At 39.0% G+C, this 22,441-nt stretch carries 16 protein-coding genes; 9 read left to right on the top strand and 7 right to left on the bottom strand.

Features of this window, described 5'->3' with window-relative positions:
- Positions 1 to 119 precede the first annotated feature (119 nt).
- The 3 genes from CNR22_14330 to CNR22_14340 form a co-directional block, all read right to left on the bottom strand.
- Positions 120 to 3,707: a hypothetical protein gene (locus CNR22_14330; GenBank protein PBQ32900.1), complete on the bottom strand. Its 3,588-nt coding sequence runs from the start codon at positions 3,705 to 3,707 to the stop codon at positions 120 to 122.
- A 9-nt stretch (positions 3,708 to 3,716) separates the two neighbouring features.
- Positions 3,717 to 4,163 carry a response regulator gene (locus CNR22_14335; GenBank protein ID PBQ32901.1) on the bottom strand — a complete coding sequence of 149 codons (447 nt, stop codon included), beginning with the start codon at positions 4,161 to 4,163 and terminating at the stop codon, positions 3,717 to 3,719.
- Between the two features lie 213 nt (positions 4,164 to 4,376).
- Positions 4,377 to 5,186, bottom strand: a complete 810-nt coding sequence (locus CNR22_14340) for an alpha/beta hydrolase (GenBank protein ID PBQ32902.1) — start codon at positions 5,184 to 5,186, stop codon at positions 4,377 to 4,379.
- Positions 5,187 to 5,372: 186 nt separating this feature from the next.
- Here CNR22_14340 and CNR22_14345 point away from each other — a divergent pair, with 186 nt between their 5' ends.
- The 4 genes from CNR22_14345 to CNR22_14360 all read left to right on the top strand — a co-directional run bounded on the left by CNR22_14345 (position 5,373) and on the right by CNR22_14360 (position 7,474).
- On the top strand, positions 5,373 to 6,032 hold the full coding sequence (locus CNR22_14345) for a hypothetical protein (GenBank protein ID PBQ32903.1): 660 nt from the start codon (positions 5,373 to 5,375) through the stop codon (positions 6,030 to 6,032).
- The gene (locus CNR22_14350; protein ID PBQ32904.1) at positions 6,013 to 6,234 is read left to right on the top strand and encodes a hypothetical protein; all 222 of its coding nucleotides are present in this window, start codon (positions 6,013 to 6,015) and stop codon (positions 6,232 to 6,234) included. The genes CNR22_14345 and CNR22_14350 overlap by 20 nt, the downstream gene beginning before the upstream one ends.
- A 204-nt stretch (positions 6,235 to 6,438) precedes the next feature.
- On the top strand, positions 6,439 to 6,894 hold the full coding sequence (locus tag CNR22_14355; GenBank protein ID PBQ32905.1) for a hypothetical protein: 456 nt from the start codon (positions 6,439 to 6,441) through the stop codon (positions 6,892 to 6,894).
- 127 nt (positions 6,895 to 7,021) lie between these two features.
- Positions 7,022 to 7,474 (top strand): hypothetical protein, encoded by a 453-nt coding sequence (locus CNR22_14360; protein ID PBQ32906.1) that lies wholly within the window; start codon positions 7,022 to 7,024, stop codon positions 7,472 to 7,474.
- Positions 7,475 to 7,522: 48 nt separating this feature from the next.
- Here the strand turns inward: CNR22_14360 and CNR22_14365 are convergent, their stop codons facing one another.
- Together CNR22_14365 and CNR22_14370 are read right to left on the bottom strand one after the other, a co-directional pair.
- Positions 7,523 to 9,379: a hypothetical protein gene (locus tag CNR22_14365; GenBank protein PBQ32907.1), complete on the bottom strand. Its 1,857-nt coding sequence runs from the start codon at positions 9,377 to 9,379 to the stop codon at positions 7,523 to 7,525.
- Positions 9,380 to 9,509: 130 nt separating this feature from the next.
- Positions 9,510 to 12,701, bottom strand: coding sequence for a hypothetical protein (locus tag CNR22_14370; protein ID PBQ32908.1), 3,192 nt, complete (start codon positions 12,699 to 12,701; stop codon positions 9,510 to 9,512).
- Between the two features lie 167 nt (positions 12,702 to 12,868).
- On the opposite strand from CNR22_14370, the gene CNR22_14375 reads away from it, so the two are divergent.
- The 5 genes from CNR22_14375 (at position 12,869) to CNR22_14395 (ending at position 20,207) form a co-directional block, all read left to right on the top strand.
- Positions 12,869 to 13,813: a hypothetical protein gene (locus CNR22_14375; GenBank protein PBQ32909.1), complete on the top strand. Its 945-nt coding sequence runs from the start codon at positions 12,869 to 12,871 to the stop codon at positions 13,811 to 13,813.
- 96 nt (positions 13,814 to 13,909) lie between these two features.
- Positions 13,910 to 14,659, top strand: coding sequence for a hypothetical protein (locus tag CNR22_14380; protein PBQ32910.1), 750 nt, complete (start codon positions 13,910 to 13,912; stop codon positions 14,657 to 14,659).
- A 137-nt stretch (positions 14,660 to 14,796) separates the two neighbouring features.
- Complete coding sequence (locus CNR22_14385) at positions 14,797 to 17,715, top strand: hypothetical protein (protein ID PBQ32911.1); 2,919 nt, start codon at positions 14,797 to 14,799, stop codon at positions 17,713 to 17,715.
- 45 nt (positions 17,716 to 17,760) lie between these two features.
- Positions 17,761 to 18,711 (top strand): hypothetical protein, encoded by a 951-nt coding sequence (locus CNR22_14390; protein PBQ32912.1) that lies wholly within the window; start codon positions 17,761 to 17,763, stop codon positions 18,709 to 18,711.
- A gap of 77 nt (positions 18,712 to 18,788) precedes the next feature.
- Complete coding sequence (locus CNR22_14395; GenBank protein PBQ32913.1) at positions 18,789 to 20,207, top strand: hypothetical protein; 1,419 nt, start codon at positions 18,789 to 18,791, stop codon at positions 20,205 to 20,207.
- Here the strand turns inward: CNR22_14395 and CNR22_14400 are convergent.
- A complete protein-coding gene (locus tag CNR22_14400) occupies positions 20,204 to 20,752 on the bottom strand; it encodes a hypothetical protein (protein PBQ32914.1) in 549 nt (182 codons plus the stop codon). The two genes, CNR22_14395 and CNR22_14400, sit on opposite strands and share 4 nt — an antisense overlap.
- A gap of 1 nt (position 20,753) precedes the next feature.
- The gene (locus CNR22_14405; protein ID PBQ32915.1) at positions 20,754 to 22,421 is read right to left on the bottom strand and encodes a transcription termination factor Rho; all 1,668 of its coding nucleotides are present in this window, start codon (positions 22,419 to 22,421) and stop codon (positions 20,754 to 20,756) included.
- Positions 22,422 to 22,441: the final 20 nt, after the last annotated feature.

A 22,441-nucleotide genomic window follows, 5' to 3' on the forward strand; every position in this document is an offset into this window, starting at 1 on the left:
ATGGCGGGCCGGCGTTTTTAATAGCGTCCAGCCGAGCCTTTCTTTTAGACGTTCAGGCATTTGTGCGAAAAAAAACTGCCAGTACTTACAAGGTTCTTAAGAAACATGGGCTCGCTTACTTAATAGGAAGGAATGTAAATGTCAAACCGGGCACCCTTGTTTATCTCCGCTGTTGCGGTAATAATACCGTTATGGTTATCTACAATTTTCTTTACGATAGCTAAGCCAATTCCAGTGCCTTTATAGTCGCTTTTTGAGTGCAAACGCTGAAAGACTTCAAAGATTCTTTCCTTGTATTGTGGGTCAAAGCCAATCCCATTATCAGACAAACTTAGTTGGCAGTAGTTAAGATGAGGCAAAATTCCCGGAAGAGTGATTTTTGTTCCTTCAACCGTTTTACTTTCGATTTTAATGTGGCTTGTAACGCCTGATTTTGCAAACTTTATAGAGTTGCCTATCAGATTATGTAAAAGTTGTCTGAATTGAAAAGGAATAACATGAGCTTCTGTCATTTTTCCCACTTCAATCACTGTAGCTGTTTCTGAAATTAATTCTCTAAGATCTTGCTGAACTTCTTTAACAATTTCATGGAGAGGAAGTGTTTTGAAAATCTTTTCTGTTGTATTGGTGCGTGAGTAAGCCAATAAATCTTCAATCAGAGTCTGCATGCGTTTTGCAGCATCCTGCATTCTTTTAAAATAATCTTTGCCACTTTCAGAAAGGTGTTCGTATTCTTTTTCAAGAATCCTCCCGGCAAAGGTTTGTATCTTGCGAAGGGGTTCCTGCAAATCGTGGCTTGATACATAGGCAAAGGACTGCAACTCTGCATTCATTTTTTCGAGATCGCGGTTTTTTTCTTCAAGTTCCGACGTGCGCTCCTGTATTTGTTTTTCTAACTCACCTGAAAAATCTTTTTGATCCTGGATATCTGTACTGGTGCCTACCCACATTTGAATAACTCCCTCGCTGTTCTTTTGAGGAATGGCTCTGCTTAGCTGCCAGCGGTATATCCCATCATGTCTTTTAAAACGATGCTCCAATAAAAAGTCATCGCCATTGTCGATGGCTTTGGCCCAAAGCAGTATGTTTTTTTGCCTGTCATCGGGATGTACAATTTGAAGCCAGCCATTTGTTGCAACTTCTTCGGCACTTAAACCCGAATAATCGTAAACAGATCGGTTAAAATAATTCAGATTTCCTTCCGGATCAGAAGTCCATATATGTTGAGGCATAGAATCTGCGAGCAGGCGGAATTTCTGTTCGCGCTCCTCAAGCTGCTGCTGGTATTTTTTTTCTTCGGTAATGTCGCGAAGGGTTCCAATGAGTTTGAAAGGTTTATGCTCATTATCATAAAAAACCTTCCCCCTCCCTTCAATCCAGTGAATCGAGCCGTCGCTCCAGATAATGCGTGAAATATATTGCAGTGCCCCACTACGATAGGCTTCTTTGAATGCTTCTGTGCGAATGGGTAAATCATCGGGATGGAGTCGCTGCAAAATTTCGGAATGTGTGATTTTAGCGCCTTGTTTAAATCCTAAAATTTCAAGGTAGCGTTCTGAGTAACTTACTTCCGAAGTCTGAACATTCAATTCCCAGGTAGCAAGATCACTCGCAGCTACAACAATGCTTAAACGTTCCTCATTGTATTTAAGATGTTCACCAGAAATAACACGCTCGTGAATGTCCATACAGGCTCCTATGTAACCCATAAATTCTTCGCCGATAAATCTTGGAACTCCAGAGTCTGAGATCCACCTGTATTCTCCGTCGTGTCGTCTCAAACGGTATTCTATATAAAATGCTTCCCGTTTGCTAAAGGCTGAAAGAAAAGCAGAATTACACCGCTCACGGTCTTCAGTATGAATACCGCTTGTCCAGCCTGTTCCGCTTTCTTCTGCAACCGTTCTTCCGGTAAACGTTAGCCAGGCTTTATTAAAGAAATAACAGTAGTTGGTTACGTCCGACATCCAGATGAGTACAGGAGCACTATCGGCAATATGTTTGAATCTTATTTCGCTCTCTTCTACTTTCTGGCGGGCTTCTACTTTTTCCGTCACATTGTTAACCGTTATCATAATGCCGGAAACATTGCCCTCAGCTTCAAATAATGGAGCGTACTCAAAGTCCAGGTAAAACTTCTTCAGTCCATCATTGCCCTGAACAAATGCAACAGATTCTGTTTCACGATGAATTATACCACTGCTATAAACCTTGTTCAATAGTTCAGGGTACTTTTGTTCTATTAATTCAGGGAAAACCTCCAAAGCTTTCTTGCCAAAAACTTCATCTGGTTTTTTTCTCCACATCAATTCAATCATGGCTGTATTTGCCATTTCTATAACATAGTCCTTCCCCCTGAAAATTGCCATAGGAACTGGAGATTGCATAACAAGCTTTCTGAATTGCCGTTCGCTTTCCGCAAGTGCATGCTTCGCCTTTACCGATTCCGTTACTTCGTTAGCTACTACAATAATTCCCGTGATGGTACCATGCTCTTCTGTTAATGGATAATAAACAAAATTAAAATAGGTGAGCTCGGGTATATTATTTCTGTTTAATGTAATTGGAAATTCATTTCCATAATAAGGGATGCCGGTTTTATATACATTTTTCAGTAGGGGGCGCACAATATCGCGAACCTCTGGCAGGGCTTCAAATAGAGTTTTGCCAACAAACTCATGCTCTTTTTTTCTTACCACGTTCAGGTAAGTTGCGTTAGCCATCTCCACGAAAAATTCAGGACCACGAAAAATAGATATTCCAATGGGTGCCTGTTCAACAATATTTCTAAAGTGTTTTTCGCTGGTTTCTAGTTTCTCGCGTGCTTTGGTTTGAGAGGTTATATCTTCAAGAATGCCACTGAAGCGATAAGCTTTATTATCGTTAAACAGCGCTTTGCCCTTGGCCAAAACTTTCCGTTCCGACCCATAAAAGGGATTCATAATACTGTAAGAGATCTCGTATTTTCCATCAGATCCTGGCATTAAAGCCGTCTGGATGGCATCAACAACTTTTTGGCGGTCTCTTTCAACAATATGGTTTAAGGCCAGCGACAGTTCAATCTCATTTTCAGGTTTTAGACCAAACCATTCTTTTATACGTGCGTTTCCTGTAAATTTATTTGTAACAGGGTCAAGGTCCCAGGTAGCGAGACTTGCTGCATCTAATGCAAAATTTAACTGTTCTTGTTTTTCCTTAACTTCTTTGAGTACGCGTACTTTTTCGGTTGTTTCTGTACAGGCAACAAGCACCCCGCCCGGGTTTCCCGATTCATCATTTATCGGGCTATAACTGAAGGTCCAGTAAACATCTTCAAGTCTGCCATTGCGGTAAATCGGAATAAGCTGATCTTCCCTCCAGGTTCCTTCACCCGTATTAATTGCGTTGTCAATAAACGGTTTTATCACCTCCCATATTTCCGGCCACACCTCTATGCCTGGCTTTCCAAGAGCAGCTGGGTGCTTACCTTCTATGCCTAAACTCGGACGATAAGCATCATTATAAAAACAAATATTATCCGTACCCCAAAAAATAAACATTGGAAATTTAGATTGAATAATAATTCCCAAGGAAGTGAGAAGACTTTGCGGCCATGATGCAGGACTACCCAAAGATGTTTTACTCCAGTCCTTCTTACGGGTGAGCTCCCCCATTTCTCCACCTCCTTTTGGAAGAGATTTATTTTGTTCTGAAAGGTCACCTCTCATAGATAAGGATTATGCTTGAATGATAAAGTTTTCTTTAGAAGGCTGCTTGGCATTTTTTTCTGTAGAGAGATAAATAGCATCATTTATCACTTTTTTAAGTTTTGAAAATTCGGCCGGTTTCCTGATGTAATAATGCGCTCCGTTTTCGTAGAGACTATTTATGGTTTCGGGGTCAAAAGAGGTTGAAAAAACAACTACCGGAAGTTTTTTAAGTTCTGCATCGTTTTTAATTTCTGTCAGACACTCAAAGCCGTTTTTCCGGGGCATGTTAAGATCTAAAAATAATATAGAGGGAAGATGTTGGGTGTTTTTACTCAGAAAACTCATTAACTGTTCTCCATCATGCACACTGCTAAAAAGAATATCTAAAGGTAACTCGTCCAGCGCTTCCCTGAAAAAAAGGCAATCGTCCGAATCGTCATCTGCAAGAAGAAGATTTATTGCTGGAGAGTTCATAGTGTAAAATTAACAATAAAACCCATTTACGCAAGACTTTTACATTTGCCGAAAACCCTTATACAACTGGTATTATAAGGGTTTCGTCGAATTGTTAACGAGAATATAAACTTAGCTTAATAGGCTGTTAAACCTTTATTCCAAAACTCCAGGCAGTCGCAATTTACACACCGGCAAGTCACATGTTACATTATAAGGCAACGTGGTTCCCTGTTATAAAATAATGTCCGAAATAAAATTATGAAGGTGATCGTTAAAAACTTCTTCCTGCTCAAGGTTGGATAAATGTCCCGCGCTGGCAATGATATGAATCTCTGCATTCGGCATGGCATCAAATAATTTTTGAGATTGTGCTACCGGTGTCAGTTCATCCTCTTCTCCACAAAGAATTAAAGTAGGAAGGGAAATGTTTTCCAGCCCAGAACAGGTTTCTTTTCTTCCAGCCATAGCCTTTAATGCTGCTGTAATAGATTTTTGTGGGTTAGATAAAATAACTTGTTTGATACTTTCTACCAATTCTGCTTTTTTAGCCTGAGTTTCTTTTGAGAAAGCTTTTTTTACAAATCCTTCGGTAAATTCATTCAGGCCTTTTGCTTCTATTTCTTTTATGGTGTCATACCTTTTTTTTGCGCCTTCGTCTGTATCTGCAACACATTGGGTGTCGCTTAAAATAATGGCTTCAAACCGATCCTGGTAACGTTCTACGGCATTTAAAAGAATGTAGCCTCCCATAGAGAGTCCGCAAACAACTGCTTTCTCAATTTGCAAAGCATCCATAAAGTGAATGAGGTTGTCTGCAAAAAAAGAGATACTTGTTTCTTCTGTATCCGTGGTCGATCCGCCAAACCCGGGTAAGTCATAAATAATCACCCGGTGGGTTTCTTTTAAAAATTCGAACTGTGGGCGCCAGCTTTCTTTTGAAAATGGAAATCCGTGTATAAAAATTACGGGAAGCGTTTGTTTTTGGGAGTCTTCGTAGTTTATTACTGATCCCGCAAGATTTATTTTGAATGTGTCTCTCATATCATAGTTTTCATTGATAGCTTATAATGTTATGCCAGCCTTTTAATCCCACCTGTTTTCCAGGTGATGTGTTTATTCCCCGTTATAAGCCGGTTAAATCGCTCAGATGCCGGGGCGTGTGATTAAAAGCCCAGAATGGCTGTGGTATGCAATTTGCGATAGAGGAAATGAACAAGATATCAAAGAATGAAAAAAGGAAAAATAATTTTGACACTGCTGTTTGGATTATCCTATGTTTTAAGTTTTTCACAACAACAAGCAGAACAGCGAAATTCAAGAGATGCAAAAAGGCGTGTTGTACCGGGAATCAGAGCTGGGATTAACCGTTCAAATGTTTATGACGAGCAAGGTGAAAACTTTGTGGCAAATAAAAAAACAGGTTTTGCCGGCGGCGTTTTTGTTGCCTTACCTATTGGTAGTTTTATTGGCATTCAGCCAGAACTGCTAATTTCTCAAAAAGGATTTAGTTCGCGCGGTACGATGTACGGGGATCAGTATTTTCTTGAGAGAACAAGTACTTTTCTGGATATTCCTCTACAATTACAATTAAAACCTACGCGTTTTTTCACTTTGTTAGGGGGCGTTCAATACTCTTATTTACTGTCGCAACGTGACGCTTTTACTAACGGAACAAACACCATTGCCCAAAGTCAGGAATTTTCAAATGACAATATTCGTAAAAACATTTTCGGAACTCTCCTGGGTTTTGATATCAATATAAGGCATGTCGTACTTTCAGGACGTTATGGTTGGGATCTTCGGGCTAACCGTGGCGATGGATCATCTTACACGCCTCGTTATAAAAATGTTTGGGCACAGGCAACCATTGGCTATCGCTTCTATTAAAATTACAATTCAACAATTAATAACAACAAAAAAAAACAAAATAATTATGGGAAATTTACTTTATACAATCGCAGTAATTCTTGTGGTAATCTGGGCAATCGGATTTCTGGGATTCCACACAGGCGGAATCATTCATATTCTTTTAGTGATAGCTATTATAGCGATACTTATCAGAGTTATTCAGGGAAAAAATCCGGTTTAAAGATTCTTTCTAAGCCTTCAGAAGCCAAAAGACCTAGTGTCTTTTGGCTTTTTTCATTTCCTGCATTGGTCGGTAACTTCTCCCAATTCTCTAAAAATCTTACATCTGAAATAAGTCAGGCCCAAAAGTAAAAAAGCAGGTTTCAAACTGCAGTAATTTTAACTTCAGATAAGCCTCCCATTCATAACATTAAAAAAGAAAGAAATGAAAAATCTTATTACCATTGTAGCCATAGCCTGTTTTACAAGCTCCGGCTTCGCACAAAATGAATCAGTTGCCTCTCTCAATCACAAATTAGAAGTTTCGAATACCTGTACACTTGGGTATGTAGAAGGTTCTAAAACTTTAAAGGATATTACAGGTTTTCCGGCCAGGTGTGAGCAAATTGCTATAGTGGAATTGCCGCCCGTTAACCAGACGCTCACCGAAATTACAATAGATTTTGCAACAACAGGCTCTTACACCTTTGTTAAAAGTGCCGACATAAAACTTTATCCCGATCGTGATGTATATATAGAGGACATGCTGACAGGAAAAGTATTTGATCTTAAAAAATCAGAATCCTATACATTCAATGTAAATCGCCGCGTAGCCCACCGGTTCATGCTACACATAGATAAGGATCTTAATAAATATGCTGTTTCTTCCCTCACCAGATAAGATTACCAAAAACACAAAAATCTTACATGTGAAACAAGGGAGCTTCAATAGTTAAATAAAGCATACCAAACAGCAGTAATTTTGAATCAACTAAGAACTCATTTAACAACACATAAAACTCAATAGTATGAAAATCTTAACCACATTAATTTACATCGTAGGATTACAATCTTTATCATTGGCACAGGTAAAAGGAGTTGTTCCTCCTCAACGTTACGAAAATCCAAATAAAGTTCAGTACGTTGTAACATCTGCCCGCCCCAATGTGCAGGTTGCCAAATTTACTCCTTCTACAGAAACCAGAAATATTATCATCACCGGAATTCCTGCTTCAGCCAGTCGTTTAACAACGGTAAATATCGATTTTGATACAAAGGGTTCTTTTGCTTTTAAGAAAGATGCTGGTTTAAAAATTCCTGCTACCAGCGAAGTATTCATTGAGGATAAATTAAATGGTAAAATATTTAATCTTAAAAATACCGGCGCTTACCAGTTTAATGTGGACGAAAAAACAGAAAATAGATTTGTACTCCACATTTTAGATAAAAGCATTCCTGAGGAAGTTGTTTCTGCAAATTAAAATAAGTTAGCTCACACAGCTTGATAGATCCGGTCAGAAAGGCCGGATCTATTTTTTTTGCGCCAAATAACTCTTGTCGATGAGGTTTACTTTTAAAACACTTTTTTCGTAGTCGGCACGGGTAATGTTTCCGCTTAGATATTTTTCAATCATCAGGCTTACAATAGGCGCCGCAAATGATCCGCCTGTTCCGGCATTTTCAACAATACAGGCGATGGCAATTTTTGGTTGTTCTCTGGGTGCAAAAGCCTGAAAAACCGCATGATCGTTTCCATGCGGATTTTGAGCTGTTCCTGTTTTTCCGCACATCCGAATGCCTTTTATCTTAGCGCCGGGAGCTGTGCCACCGGGCTCCATCGTTTTTTCCATACCGTCAATAACATTGTCGTAGTATTCTTCTTTTTGTACCGCAACAAAGTGTTTTTCCCTGAATTTTGGATCCAAAAACTTTTCTTTACCAATACCATTTATGCAATGCGGAATGTAATAATATCCCTTATTGGCAATAATAGCAACTACATTAGCCATCTGTAACGGAACAAGTAAAAGTTCCGATTGACCAATTCCTAACGATACTACGGTGTTACTTCTCCAATGATTTTTACCAAAAACTTTATTGTAATAATTTACAGAAGGAACATTCCCTGGTTTATCGAAAGGAAGATCTGAACCAAGACTGGTGCCCGGACCAAAAGTTTTAACCATGTCGCGCCAGTGATTATACCCATCAACAAATTCAGGATATTTTTTCTGGTCTACTATGGCTCTGAATACGTAACTATAATAAGAATTGCAGGACATTGCTACACTGTTTACAAGATCAGCGCCGCCGCCGTGTGAATGACATTTTGGTTTGCCGCCACCCAGGGGATACCCGCTGTGACAAGGAAAAAAAGTAGACCGGTTAATCAGTCCATCGTGTTGGGCTATAAGTGCATCTATTAATTTGAAAGTAGAACCTGGCGGATACATGGCTGTAAGTGCCCGGTTGAAAAGTGGCATTAATACAGAATCAGATCGCAGCAGCGTGTAATTTTTAGAGCTTTCTTTTCCACCAACTAATAAATTGGGATCGTAGCTTGGACTGGAGACAAGACAGAGAATTTCTCCCGTTGCAGGATCGATGGCAACAATAGCCCCTTTTTTACCTTGCATCAAATACTCCCCATACTCCTGCAAATTCATGTCGATGCTTGAATACAAGGGTTTGCCGCTTATGGCACTGGTATCGAATTTACCATCCATATAACGTCCTATTTCTTTGTTGTGCACATCTTTGATAATAATGCGTGTACCTTTTTTGCCCCGCAGCTGGGCTTCATAACTTCTTTCAAGCCCGCTAATACCTATGTAATCGCCTTCGCGATAATAATCATCCTGCAGGATTTTTTCTTTGCCAACTTCCTTTACATATCCCAAAAGATGCGCCGCAATGGGTTTAGAGTATTTTCTAACGGTTCGCCCCTGTACGTAAAATCCTTTCAAACGATAGAGTTTTTCAAGCACCGCGGCGTAAATTTCCGGTGACATTTGTTTTTCAAACACACTCTGTTTACGCGGAGAGTTAGGAGCCTGGCCCGCCTTCTTAATTCGGTTTAAAAATTCTTGCTTATCTATTTTAAGAACTTTGCATAGCGCGTTAGTGTCGCAGCCTTTTACAAGTTTCGGCGTCACCATAAGGTCATAAGCTTCCTCATTATAAACCATTAGTTTTCCATTACGGTCATACACGCAGCCACGTGGAGGATATTCTGTTATGTACTGAAAAGCGTTATTGTTAGCGTAGATCTTATAGTTGTCGTCTACCAGTTGTATATAGAAAAGTCGCGAAACATAAATAACTATGATCAGGCTGAAAAATCCACCAATAATAAATTTACGACTGCTTAAATAACCTGATCTCATTTCGCTAACGAATGTACTATCTAAAATACATTTTGCAAATAAGTCCTTGGTTTAAATCCGTGATTTTTGCTTTAAGAAAAAAAAGCCGTTCCGGATTTTCCGGAACGGCTTTTTTAGAAAATTTAGAAAACTACCTGGTAATAATTACTTTTTGACTTACCTGAACATTGTCTTTTTGCCCCGTCAGAAAATAAATTCCTTTTGCCAGATCATTCACATAAACTTTATAGTTATTCGTTCCTGACAATTCAATTACACGAATCAGTTGTCCGATATCATTTACCAAAGTTAATTTTAACGCAACAGGCGATTCAATTACAAACTCGCCATTGCTGGGGTTTGGATAGATATTCAAGCCCATAGCTGCAGGATTTTGTTCTGCAATACCCGAACAACCCGATACTTTTACCTGTATAGTTCCAGTGCTTGAACAATTATTAATGTCTGTGCCTGTAACTGTATAGATAGTAGTGCTGTTTGGTGATACTGAAATAGTTTGTGTAGGCGAACCAGTTGTCCAGAAATAGGTAACACCTCCGGTAGCAGTAAGAACTATAGATTCTTTTACGCAGATCTGTGTGCGCGTTGCTGTAGCGGTAATGGTTGGATTAAAATAGATACTTATGTCAACCGTTTTGGTAGCAGGACAAAGCACCGCAGTTCCTGAAGTAGTTAAAACGCTGATGGTGAAAACAGCAGCAGCGTTAACGGTAGACGATGTTTGTGAAGTACTACTTGTTGCTACTGATCCTGGGATAGTGTACCAGAGGTAGTTATTTCCCGTGCCTCCGCCTGCAGTTAAATTAATAATTCCATTAATACAGGTAGCCGTATTCCCTGTTACTGTAATGGTTGGAATAAAGATATTTACAGCAACTGTTTTTTCCGATTGACACTGTGTGTTGGTAAAAGTTCCGGTTACTGTATAGATTACAGGTCCGCTTACCAAACTCGTCGGGTTTACTATGGTACTCGCCGTTAAAGCACCTGAGCTCCAGGAATAAACGTTAGCTCCAGTCGCTACAACAGCAACACTTCCTCCACTACAAATAAGTGGTTTGCTCACAGATACAGTTAGTGTTGGAACAGGGAATACCTGTACAAATTGCACAGTAGAAGTAATACAACCAAACGAATTGTCGCCGCTAATATTAAAAGCCGTACTGTTTGTAAGTGTTTCCGTTATTGGAAAAGCAACATAAGAATTGGTAGAGGACGAAGAAGTAACCGTGTAACTTAACCCGCCTGTTGCATTAATGGTAGCAGTTCCACCGCTGCACAGGGTTGAAGGCATGGCAGTAGTGATAATGGTCGGATTTGGATCGGCCTGAACAAAAACGGTAGTGGTATTCACACATGTACCATCATGCGCGCTTACCGTATAGATACTGGATACGGGTGGAAATGCAAGTGGAGTAGCTCCTGTAAAAGTAAATGAAGGAACAGTTGGAGGATTACCTGGAGAAGTCCAGGTGTAAGTCTGACCGCCAGCAACCGTAAGTGATGTTGGCTTACCGGCACAAACCACGGTAGGGCTTGCTATAGCAAAAGTTACCGGCAGAGCATTTACAATAACTGTGACTATCTGCGAGGTGGTGCAGGTGGAGTTTGCTCTCACAATCGTGTAGGTATTTATACCTGGGTTTAACGGGGTTACTACATAAGAGTTGGTAGTAGCAGGTAGTAAATCACCTGACCAATTATAGCTGCCTGCGCCGGAAGCTGTTAAAGTGCTTGATTTACCAATACAAATAAGTGAAGGTGATACTGCCGAAGCAATACTTGGAGTAGCCACAACTGTAATAGGAATGGTGGCTGATGCTGTACAGCTTAATGCACTTGTTCCAATAACCGTGTAAGTAGAAGAGGTAGATGGAGAAAAGCCTACACCATTAACCGCAGAGCCCGACCATACATAATTCGTTGCATTACCAACGCCGGTTAGGGTTAAAGACGTTCCTGAACATAAAGAAGACGAACTTGCAACAGGTGTTACTGTTGGTAATGGATGTATGGAAACTGTTACAGCTGCAGTGGAAGTACCACACGTATTAAGTCCGGTTACTGTGTAAGTATCGGTAGTAGTTGGAGTAAAAGCTACTCCATTTGTAACGGTCGTAGTGTTCCCTGTCCATGTATAGCTCGTGGCCCCTCCTCCGGTTACAGTAACTGTTTTGCCCGGGCATACACCGGAGCCATTGCTGGCAGTTGCAGTAACAGTAGGAGTATTGTCTACCGTAACCGTTATAACACTGTTGGCAACGCATCCAAAGGAATTGGTTCCTGATACCGAATACGTTTGGTTGGTAGTAGGGGCAGGATTAATAGCCGCTGCATTAGATCCTGTTGACCAGGTATAGGTTGTATTTCCATTAGCAGTTAAAGTTGCTGTAGAGCCATTACAAATAGAATTGGTTCCAACAACAGAGATAGTAGACGGGCTAACTACAGTTGTTTGCGTAACTAAACAACTCGTGCCTGGAGTAAAACGCTGCATGTCGTTTACTGCCGACCAGCTTGAAGAATTTCGACCTGTTACTGTGTATGCCGCTGTTCCACCGTTGTTTTCAATCCCTTGTGTGTGATTTCCTCCGTCGGTTACCATAGAGTAAGTGTGAATTTCGATGACGTTTGTAGTTTCAAATAATTTGATTTGCGCAGTTAAAGGCCCTCCTCCTGATCCAAAGTGTGGTACATTGTCATACGTAACGAGTAATGTTCTGTTGGGTGTGGTGCCCACTGTAGCATAGCTGATTGTCCCACCACTGCCCGGATTAAAATCTTCCCATGCAACTGCTATCAAATCGTTGGGTGTTGTCGTACTGGGAAGAGATTGTCCGGTACAACAGCCGTTTACCGTAGATCCAAACGTAATAAAACCATTTGAACTAATGTTGAATGCCGAGTATGTGTTGCAGAAAAATTTAAAAGGAAAGCCAATACTCAATGTTCCGGTTACAGCATCATCAGTTAATGAAACAGTGTTGGTTATCTCAGGGCCTGAGGTATTGGTTGGCATAGGCACAGCATTGTACCATGCAGTACCCGTTCCGCCAGTAACCGCATAGGTTGGTGAGCATACGGAAAAAGTGATTGTTTTAGTGCCCGCACCAGCAAGCGATGGGCTAAATACGGCTCCTGTCATTCCAGGGCCTGAGAAAATACCCCCTGTAGTTGAACCCGCCGATAGGGTAGATGAGGGAGAGTTTGTGCAATAGTTGGCGTTTAAACCCGTAATTGTACACTGTGCTCTTAATGAAATCCATCCTCCTGCGAATAAGGAAATAGTTAACACTAATTTAATTAGTAGATTTTTTTTCATGTGTTGTGTATGTTTAGTGCGATAAATTTAACGTATTTTATGTATTAATTAACACTGTTAATTGATTTTAGTCCTATTTTTAATGCATTTCACCTCATTTCTTAACATCTAATTTTTTAATTTAATCGTTATTTACCTTTTCACGCTTAAAAAGCTCTTTACCTCATATGTTACCACCTTTTTCTCCCCTCCAAAAGCAAAGTCACCAAATCCTCGAATTTCTTCAACGATCTGCCAGCCAAAAAAATCCTGCCTGGTTTTTATATCACCATAAAGTGCGAAGCCCGTTATTTATGGCTGAATCTGTTACACGCATTCTCACTGAAATCACGGAAGAGAAATTTCTTTTAAAAGCCGGAAAAAAAATTAAAAAACTGGAAGATAGTTTGGGGGCTCTTGAAGATTATGACACCCTTGTAACTCTTTTCTCAAAAAATAAAAAGATAAAAAAAGAACAGGTGGCCTATTTTGAGAAAAAACTTGAAAAGACGCAAAAAAAACTAAATAGTAAATTGATAGAGAAAGAATTCTACCAGGAAATCTTTCAGCACCTGTCGTCCAGCAAACTCAATTTAAACAACAAAGAGTGGGTAGAGAAATTTAAAAAACAAATCTCTAAAGAACTTAACGACGGCTACTCCTTTTTTACAAAGCTCAAAACGGGCTTTACTTCTATGGAAGAGGAAGTACATGAAATTCGCCGCAATCTTCGCTGGATAAGCATCTATGCGCAAAGTCTCGACGGACTGATAGTTCTGGATGCGGATTCTAAAAAATACTCCTGGGAGAAAAAATTTATTACCCAGGCTGAAAAAAAATCACCCTATAATAAACTTCCCCTGCAAAAAAACCTGGAAGCTTATATTCACTTTAATAAAAAAGCATTTCTCGCTTTAAGCTTTGTGATAACAAAACTTGGTGAAATAAAAGATAAAGGCTTGCGTTGGGAAAATCTCGCAGAATCATTACCCGAAAATAAAAACGCCATGGATCTTGCCGCGAAACAATTAAATTTAAAATACAATCAAGAAGATCTCTTTAAAGAAGCCTATGATTTATTGGAGGACTATTTTGTGACGCACAGAATTCATGAACTTTTGCTGAAGAAATGATTTAGGATTTTTTCACTCCCTCAACCAGAGAGTACTTTTGCTAAGTCAGAATTTTTATATTAATTTAATAGCTAGTTTTAGCGAAAATATAAGATCATGCAAAAATACCGCGCAGTAATAATAGACGACGAAGAAGATAGCAGGAGCAATACACGCAATATGATCCAGAATTATTGCGAGGAACTCGAAATTGTTGGTGAGGCAGATAATGGTCCGGAAGGAAAAAAGAAGATACAGGAGCTAAAGCCACATGTTGTTTTTTTAGATATTAATATGCCCGGTATGAACGGATTTCAGATGCTGGAAGGTATTTATAACCGTGATTTCTGTGTTATATTTTTAACGGCTTATAGCGAGCATGGCATTACCGCTGTGAAGGCCGGAGCTACGGATTATCTTCTAAAACCTTTGATGTTGAACGAACTGCAGGGTGCTATCCGTAAAGTTGTACAACATTACGAAGCAAAAGGAAACTCAAGCTCAAACACAAAACCCGACGACAATAAAAACCTTGTTCTTATCAATCATAGTAAAGGATTTACCCTTGTTGATTTCCGTGATATCGTTTGGTTGGAAGCAAGTGATAATTACACCAATCTTTATCTTAACGGGCAAAAGAAAATTATTGCCAGCAAAACCCTCAAAGAGTTCGAGGCTATTCTTCCCGACCAGGATTTTTTCCGGGTGCATCGCTCAGCCCTTATCAATATTCATTTTATGAAAGAGTATACCAATCACGAAGGGGGAGAAGTTATCTTAAGCGATGGTACACATGTGCAGGTAAGTAAAGCCCGCACGCAGGAATTTGCCGAGTTTATCAAGTCAAGATCGGTCTCCCCGAAATAAAAACGTTTTTCTAACACAAATATAAAGCCCGTTTAGCGGGCTTTTTGTATTTTTATAGCAGCACAGCAATTAATTTAGACAAACAGTACCGATAGGTATCGGAAGAGAAATACAATTTAGAACCCATAAATTACTTTTTGAATTTTTTAAAACCATACCTGTTTTTTGTTCTCTGTGTGTTCAGCCTCCAACTTTTTTCACAGACTCCCTCATTTAATTTTCAAAAATTAGGAAGCGAAGAGGGATTAAACAATGCCAATATTTTTAATATTGAACAGCATCAAAATGGCTTGTTGTATTTTACCACACAAAATGGTATTTATTATTACGATGGTTATAACTTTAATAAGCTTGACATCGACAGTTTAAAAAGTAATGCGCTCATTAACGTCTCCATAAAAAACGACGAAGAGCTCTTTCTTTCCCTGCGCGAAGACGGTGTTGCCGCCTTTAATTTAAAAACAAAGAGTTTTCAGTTAGATCCCAAACTCAAAATAAAAGACAACAATGCCGATAACATTATAATTACCGAAAATTTTGCTTACTTACTCACTTCCGAAATTAAGATCATACTGGTAGATCTTAAAACGGGAAAACTTATTGTGGACGATCTGCGCAAAAAAGATATCACGAATCGTCCGTATTGCCTCTACAAAACGCAGTCGGGCAGAGTGCTCATTGGCAGAACGGATGGTATTTACGACGCCACTGAGGGAAAGCAGGTACGTTTGGAAGTTCTGAAAAATAATGCCATTCATTCTCTCACACAAACCAAACAGGGAAAACTGGTTGTGGGCACTTCAAACAAGATCTGTATCGTTAACGGCAATAAGATTGAAAAAGAAATCACACCGGCCTACGAAACAAAAAGTTCAACATTTCAGTTAAGTGGAGAGAAGCCCATCGGTAACATTATTGCCGATGATTACGGCCGCATCTGGTTTACTTCTTATCCTCACGAAAATCTTTATCTCCTCGAAAATAACCGGGTGTACGATGTGTTTGAAGTGCTAGACATTCAACCGGCTTTAATAAATTGTCTTTTTAAAGACGCTGATCAAAATATCTGGATCGGAACTTACAACGATGGCGTTTATTACGTGCAGAATTCTTTTTTTAATTCCATCAATTTTTCGTTTAACAATAAAAATCTCAACATTCACCAGGTTTTTTTGAGTAATAATCTGCTTGTGGCCGCCACCAGCAATGGTCTGTACGGTTTAAACCTCGCCGACGGTCAAACAAAAATATTATCAAAACCCGACGAAACATTTTTAGAACCAGTAAATAGCATAACCCAGTACAACGGAGATTTTTATTATGCAAAACGCAATCAAATGAACATGGGGCCCTCTATGATTTTTGATGCTAAAGGCGCCTATAAATTTAAACCGGTAATTGCTAAACAATTTTATCCCATCAATAAAGATCAGAGTATTATAGCCACCTGGGATTACGCATATATTTTATTGTGTAACAGTGATGGAACCAAAACACTGGATACGCTCATTGATTTTCCGGATTTTAGAATCTCTATCAATGCCTTTTTAAAACAGGATAATCTTTTGTACGTAGGAACAAGTAATGGTTTGTATGTTTATGATTTTAAAAGTAAACGCAGTAAAAATCTGGTCCGAAATGAATTAAATTTTAACATCAACGACGTAGCCTTCATTAATAACAAGCTCTACGCCGCCCACGAAGCAGGCATTACAGATGTTTACGATAACAAACTCATACAAGAAATAGGAAAATTCAGGCTCAATACTGTGAAAAAAATAAAACAGTACAAAGATCAGATCTGGTTAGCAACACTCGATGGTATTTTTATCTGCGATAAAGATTTTAATCCCGTAAAAACACTGAATAAATCTAACGGTCTCCTTTCCAATTCTATAAACGACATTACATTTAACGACCAAACGGTTAGTATCGCTACAACCCGCGGAGTATCTACCACACAATTTAAAAATATTATCCGCTTTAGTGCCATGCTGAAGCCGGTAACGATCAATAATATCATCTCAAATGAAGAAGTAATTACGCCGGGACCGAATGTATATACCCTTTCAGCTGGCCAGGAAAATATCTCGATCAATTTTTTCAGTCCCTTGTTTAATAAACCCAACAAGCAATTTTTCCGCTGGAGAATTGATAACGGAGAGTGGAAATATTTTAATAACACAACGTTCGACGTTATTCTGAGCGGCGGATCACATGAGGTAGATATTTCTGCTTCTGCCGATAACATTGTGTGGAGTGAGCCAACAACTGTACGTATTGAAAAAGAACAAAAAATAACCGAGAAACAATCTATTTATTGGCTTATCACTTTAGGCGGACTCACACTCATTACTCTCATTAGTTTTATCTGGATCAGAAGGGTAAAAATAAAAGCAAAGAAACGTCTGCGTGAAGAACAACAGGTAAATCTCTTAAAACACCAGGCAATGAATTCTTTGCTGAGCCCGCATTTTATTTTTAATTCTTTAACCTCCATTCAAAACTATATCAATACAAACAACGGCCTTAGAGCCAGTGAATATCTCGCAAAATTTTCGCGGCTTATTCGCATGATCATTGAGAAGGCCGCTCAAAGCGATATTTCTTTGCATGATGAATTAGCGCGTTTAACCTATTACCTGGAGCTTGAAAAGGAAAGGTTTAAAAATAAATTCGATTATGTCATTCATCTCGATGAAAATATTAATACCCACGAAATACTTATTCCAAACATGATCATCCAGCCTTTTGTTGAAAATTGTATTATTCATGGTATTCTTCCCAAACAGGAGCACGGAGAATTGACCATTTCTTTTGAAACCAGAGGGAATCGTAAATTTATGATCACTATCGAAGATGATGGAATAGGTTTGATTAAAGCTAGAGAACATGCCCGTACCGGACATAAGTCTTTAGGAACAAGTACCATCAATAATATTTTGGAAATAAACTCCAAATTAAGTGGAAAGAAGCAGAACGTAACCATGGTTGATAAGTCTACTTTAGATCCTGCAAAACACGGAACATTAATAACAATAGAACTGGAACTTTAGCGTATTAAGAAATTACTTACATATACATTTTTGCTCTTAAGCTTTTTGTCTTTCTCCCAGAAAAACAATCTGCTTAGAGATTCTGTTGGATTCTGTCAGGGAGACAGTGCTATAGTGGAGATCAAACAAACACCCGAGGACATCACATCAATTACATGGACCACACCTTCAGGAATTATTACCAACACTAAAAAAGTGAGAGCGAAAAAAGCCGGTAAATACTACGTGAAATTAACTTCTTCGCAATTAACCAGTCCCATTTATGATAGTACTACGGTTACTATTTATAGCAGACCAAGAATGCTTTTAAGAGACACGATAATTTGCAAAGGAAAAGCGATCACACTGGATGCGCGTAACACCGGCATGCAATATTTGTGGAACACTTTTGAAAGAACACAGAAAATAAGAATTACTAATCCAGGCATATATTGGGTTGCTATCATTAACGGTAGCTGCAACATGGTAGATACAGTTAGCATAAAACCTGTGCAGGGCAGTGGGGTAGTGGTAAACAGAGAGGCTACCTTTTGTGTGAACGATGAAAATAGAATTATCAGTGTGAGGGCAAATCCTGGAACAAAAATTCAATGGAGTACAGGATCTACCTCTGCCAGTATATACGCAATTAAAGAAGGCACCTATTGGGTGAAAACAGAAATTAATAATTGTGGTGTGCAGGTAGATACGGTTAAAGTGAAATTAAAGGTCTGCGAATGCGAAATGATGATCCCAAATAGTTTTACCCCAAATGAAGATAACCGTAACGATTACTTTTTTCCTGTGGCGCAATGCGATTATTCTTATTACATGATGACCATTACCGATCGGTGGGGAAATACCGTGTTCGCAACCAACAATATAAATTCTAAATGGGATGGGCGTTATAAAGGAAATCTTTGTCCTGAAGATATTTACATATTCCGGATAGAAAGCACGGAAAAAGGAGGCGACAAAAAGCTTGTCCGTAATGGTCATATCTCTCTCTTCCGTTAGCGGTGTCTTTTTTAGCATGAACCCTTAAATCTCCCGTATTTTTATATCTTTGTTTTAGCACCCAATGTGAGCCCACTATGAGAACTTTGCTGTTCATCTTTGCATTCGTATCACTTGTTTTTTTTTCTTTTTCGCAGGAGAGATTGGGTATTACAAATAGCAACTATTACAGCACGGCAGCCATACAACTAAACCCTTCAGCCAGTGCCGATTCACGCTCCTACATGCAATTGCACCTTGCAGGGTTTAATGTTTTTGCAAAAACAAATTTCGCCTACCTGCCCGACTTTAATATCCAACAGATAATTAATCCACCTGAACCGGTTAGAACAACGGGTTCCAACAAAAAATACCTCTATGCAAACGGCTCTGTAGAAGGACCTGCATTTATAATTAGTAAAAGAACTTACGGTGCTGGTTTTTTTGTGCGAGCCAGAACAGTATTGGATATGCGACGTGTATCTTACGACCTGGCAACTGTTTTGTTAAACGGCGAAGGATTAGGTTCTCCGCAAAATCGTAATCTCTTAGGCCAGGATTTTAAAAATGCAAAATTCAGTCAAATGAGCTGGGCAGAATATGGAGTTAATTTTGCGAAAATGGTAAAACGTCAACAAGATGTTCTGATAACGGTTGGTGGTAATTTAAAATACCTTACCGGTATAAATATTATTTATGCCAACCTTATTAATTTTGAAAGTTATAATAATGACAATGGTTCTTTTGGTGTAACAGACCTGGAAGCCAAAATTCTGCGAAATCAATCGCGCTGGAAATCGGGGAGAGGGATCGGACTTGATCTGGGTATTACCTATAAAATTATGGAAGGCTACGTGGATAAATATTACGCTAATTCCAAACAATCCAATTGTAAGTATGTAGACTATAAATGTAAAATAGGCCTCTCACTTCGTGATGCTGGTTTTGTGCGATTTAAAGGAGGAACTACGAGAACAGAAGTGAGTGGCTCGGGTTATTTTGATCCTTACCGTTCTGACACCTCTTTTTTTAATGCCGTAGAACAAAATTTTAAAAACACAACCGTTTATGAGAAGCCAATCATGGCAAGTCTTCCTACGGCTTTAACGGGGCAATTTGATTATAATTTTGACAATTCTATTTATTTAAATTTTACCCTGGTAAAAAATCTTGTTCCTACAAGAATTACAGGAGTTCAAAGTCCGGATATTCTTTCTGTTTGCCCGCGCGTGGAATGGCGACAGTTTGAATTTGCTTTACCGCTCACCCTGCAGAAATTTATTCATCCAATGCTGGGATTTGGTGTGCGTTACAGGAGTTTTGTTTTAGGCATGGATAATATGTTTCCACTCTTTCTTAAAAGAAATACTTATGGTATAAACGTTTATGCAAGTCTGGCTATAACTCTTTTTAGAAACCCAGCCTGTAAAAGCAGAAGTTCAAGTGTTTCTGATTGCCCGAAATACGGCTCAGGAAAAAACAAAATAAAAAAAAGAAAGAAATCAGGCAGACTTTAGTTCTGTGAAAACCCTTGAGGAGGATTCCGTTTCATAATAACTGATGCAGCGAAAGCCCCTGTTAAGCCAATAAATAAAAGGGGAATTAGTTTTCCGGTTGTTGCTTTAAACGCTGAGTCGGGAACACTTTGTTTTTGTTCGGCAATAATCTTCCCAAAGTCTTCCACTTTAATTTTGCCTGGCATCTTAAGTTGCTGTGCTTTTAATATTTCCAGGAATTCCGGGCTGTCATAATAGGCCGCAAAGTTTTCGGCCTGCCAGATAAATTCTATATAATTATAAATACTCGTCCCTATAACACCTATCGCTAAAACGGTAAGGGCTATTCGGGCACCTTCTTTAATGTCGATAAATCCCCCAAAATCTTTTTCGCGGGCATGATAGATGGCTACAAAGAAAAAAGGAATGATCAAAAATACAGCGGTAATAATGGAGTAATAAAATCCAAATTTGCTAAATGAGTTTCCGCTTAAAACGATCGAAACTTTAAAAACAATTACTACTATACAATAGAGTAATCCATAAAGAAGCCCTTTTTTATTCATTTTAACCGTTCATACTGATTAAGAACTCTTCATTGGTTTGGCTGCGACGAAGTCTGTCTAATAAAAACTCCATAGCTTCCTGGGGGTTCATGTCGCCAAGGTGTTTACGAAGAACCCATAAACGCGTTAGGGTTTCTTTATCAATTAATAAATCATCTCTCCGTGTCGAAGATGCTAAAAGATCGATAGCAGGATAAATACGTCGGTTAGATAATTTTCTGTCTAACTGAAGTTCCATATTACCGGTACCTTTAAATTCTTCAAAAATAACTTCATCCATTTTAGATCCTGTTTCCGTTAAAGCAGTAGCAATGATGGTTAATGATCCGCCATTTTCTACTTTACGAGCAGCTCCGAAAAAACGTTTTGGCTTGTGTAAAGCATTTGCATCTACACCACCCGTTAACACTTTACCACTGGCAGGAGAAACGGTATTATAAGCACGTGCTAAACGTGTAATACTATCTAATAAAATAACCACATCATGTCCGCATTCTACCATCCGTTTAGCTTTTTCTAAAACGATGTTGGCAATCTTTACGTGTTTTTCGGCCGGCTCATCAAAAGTACTGGAAATAACTTCGGCCTTTACGCTGCGTGCCATGTCCGTAACCTCTTCAGGACGTTCATCAATTAAAAGAATAATCAGATAAACCTCAGGATGATTATAGGCAATTGCATTCGCGATGTCTTTTAATAACACGGTTTTACCTGTTTTTGGCTGAGCCACAATTAAACCACGCTGACCTTTTCCTATCGGTGAAAAAAGATCCATCACACGGGTACTCATGTTTTCCTGAGGGTGCCCGGTAAGTTTTAATTTTTCGTATGGAAATAAAGGTGTTAAATAATCGAAGATTACACGGTCACGCACAAAAGAAGGGTCACGTCCGTTGATCTGATCCACTTTAATTAATGGAAAATATTTTTCTCCTTCTTTTGGAGGACGCACACCGCCTTTTACAACATCACCCGGTTTTAATCCGAATAATTTAATTTGCGATTGTGATACGTAAACGTCATCAGGAGAGTTGAGGTAATCATAATCAGAACTTCTCAGGAAACCATAACCATCAGGCATAATTTCCAAAACTCCGGTTACAAAAACGATATTGTCAAAATTGTAATAAACTTTTTCTGGCTTTTTTTCAGGAACAATTTCTTGTTCTTCCTTTTGCATACCTTTAACAGCAGCTGTCTCAGACTCACTCTCTTCTTCTTCTGCAGTCGGCACTTTTACTTCAGCTTCCTCTTCAGGAGCTACTTCCGTTTTTGCAGCAGGAATTACAGGTGCAGTTTCTTCTTCAGTATGAACGGCAGTGCTGGGTTGAACAGCGTCCTCAATAATCGGATCAAGCTTAACTTTACGTGGACGTTTTTCTTTTTGTTCACGCTGCTCTCTTGGTTCACGTTGTTCTCTCGGTTCACGAGTATCACGTGGTTCACGGTTTTCCTTCATCTCTCTGCTATTCTCCCTGGTTTCTTTGTGTTCTTTTTTTGGAAATTTATCTACTACCTGTTTTGTAAAATCAGCATTTTCAGATTGCGCAGCAACAATTTTTAAAATAAGATCTCCTTTGGCAAGGCCTTTACTGTCGATTGAAAAAGCTTTACCAATTTCCTTTAATTCAGGTAGCGGTCTACCATTCAGGTCAATAACTTCAAACATAGAGAGGGATAATAGTGATA

The organism is Sphingobacteriaceae bacterium (assembly GCA_002319075.1).
GTDB lineage: Bacteria > Bacteroidota > Bacteroidia > B-17B0 > Aurantibacillaceae > Aurantibacillus.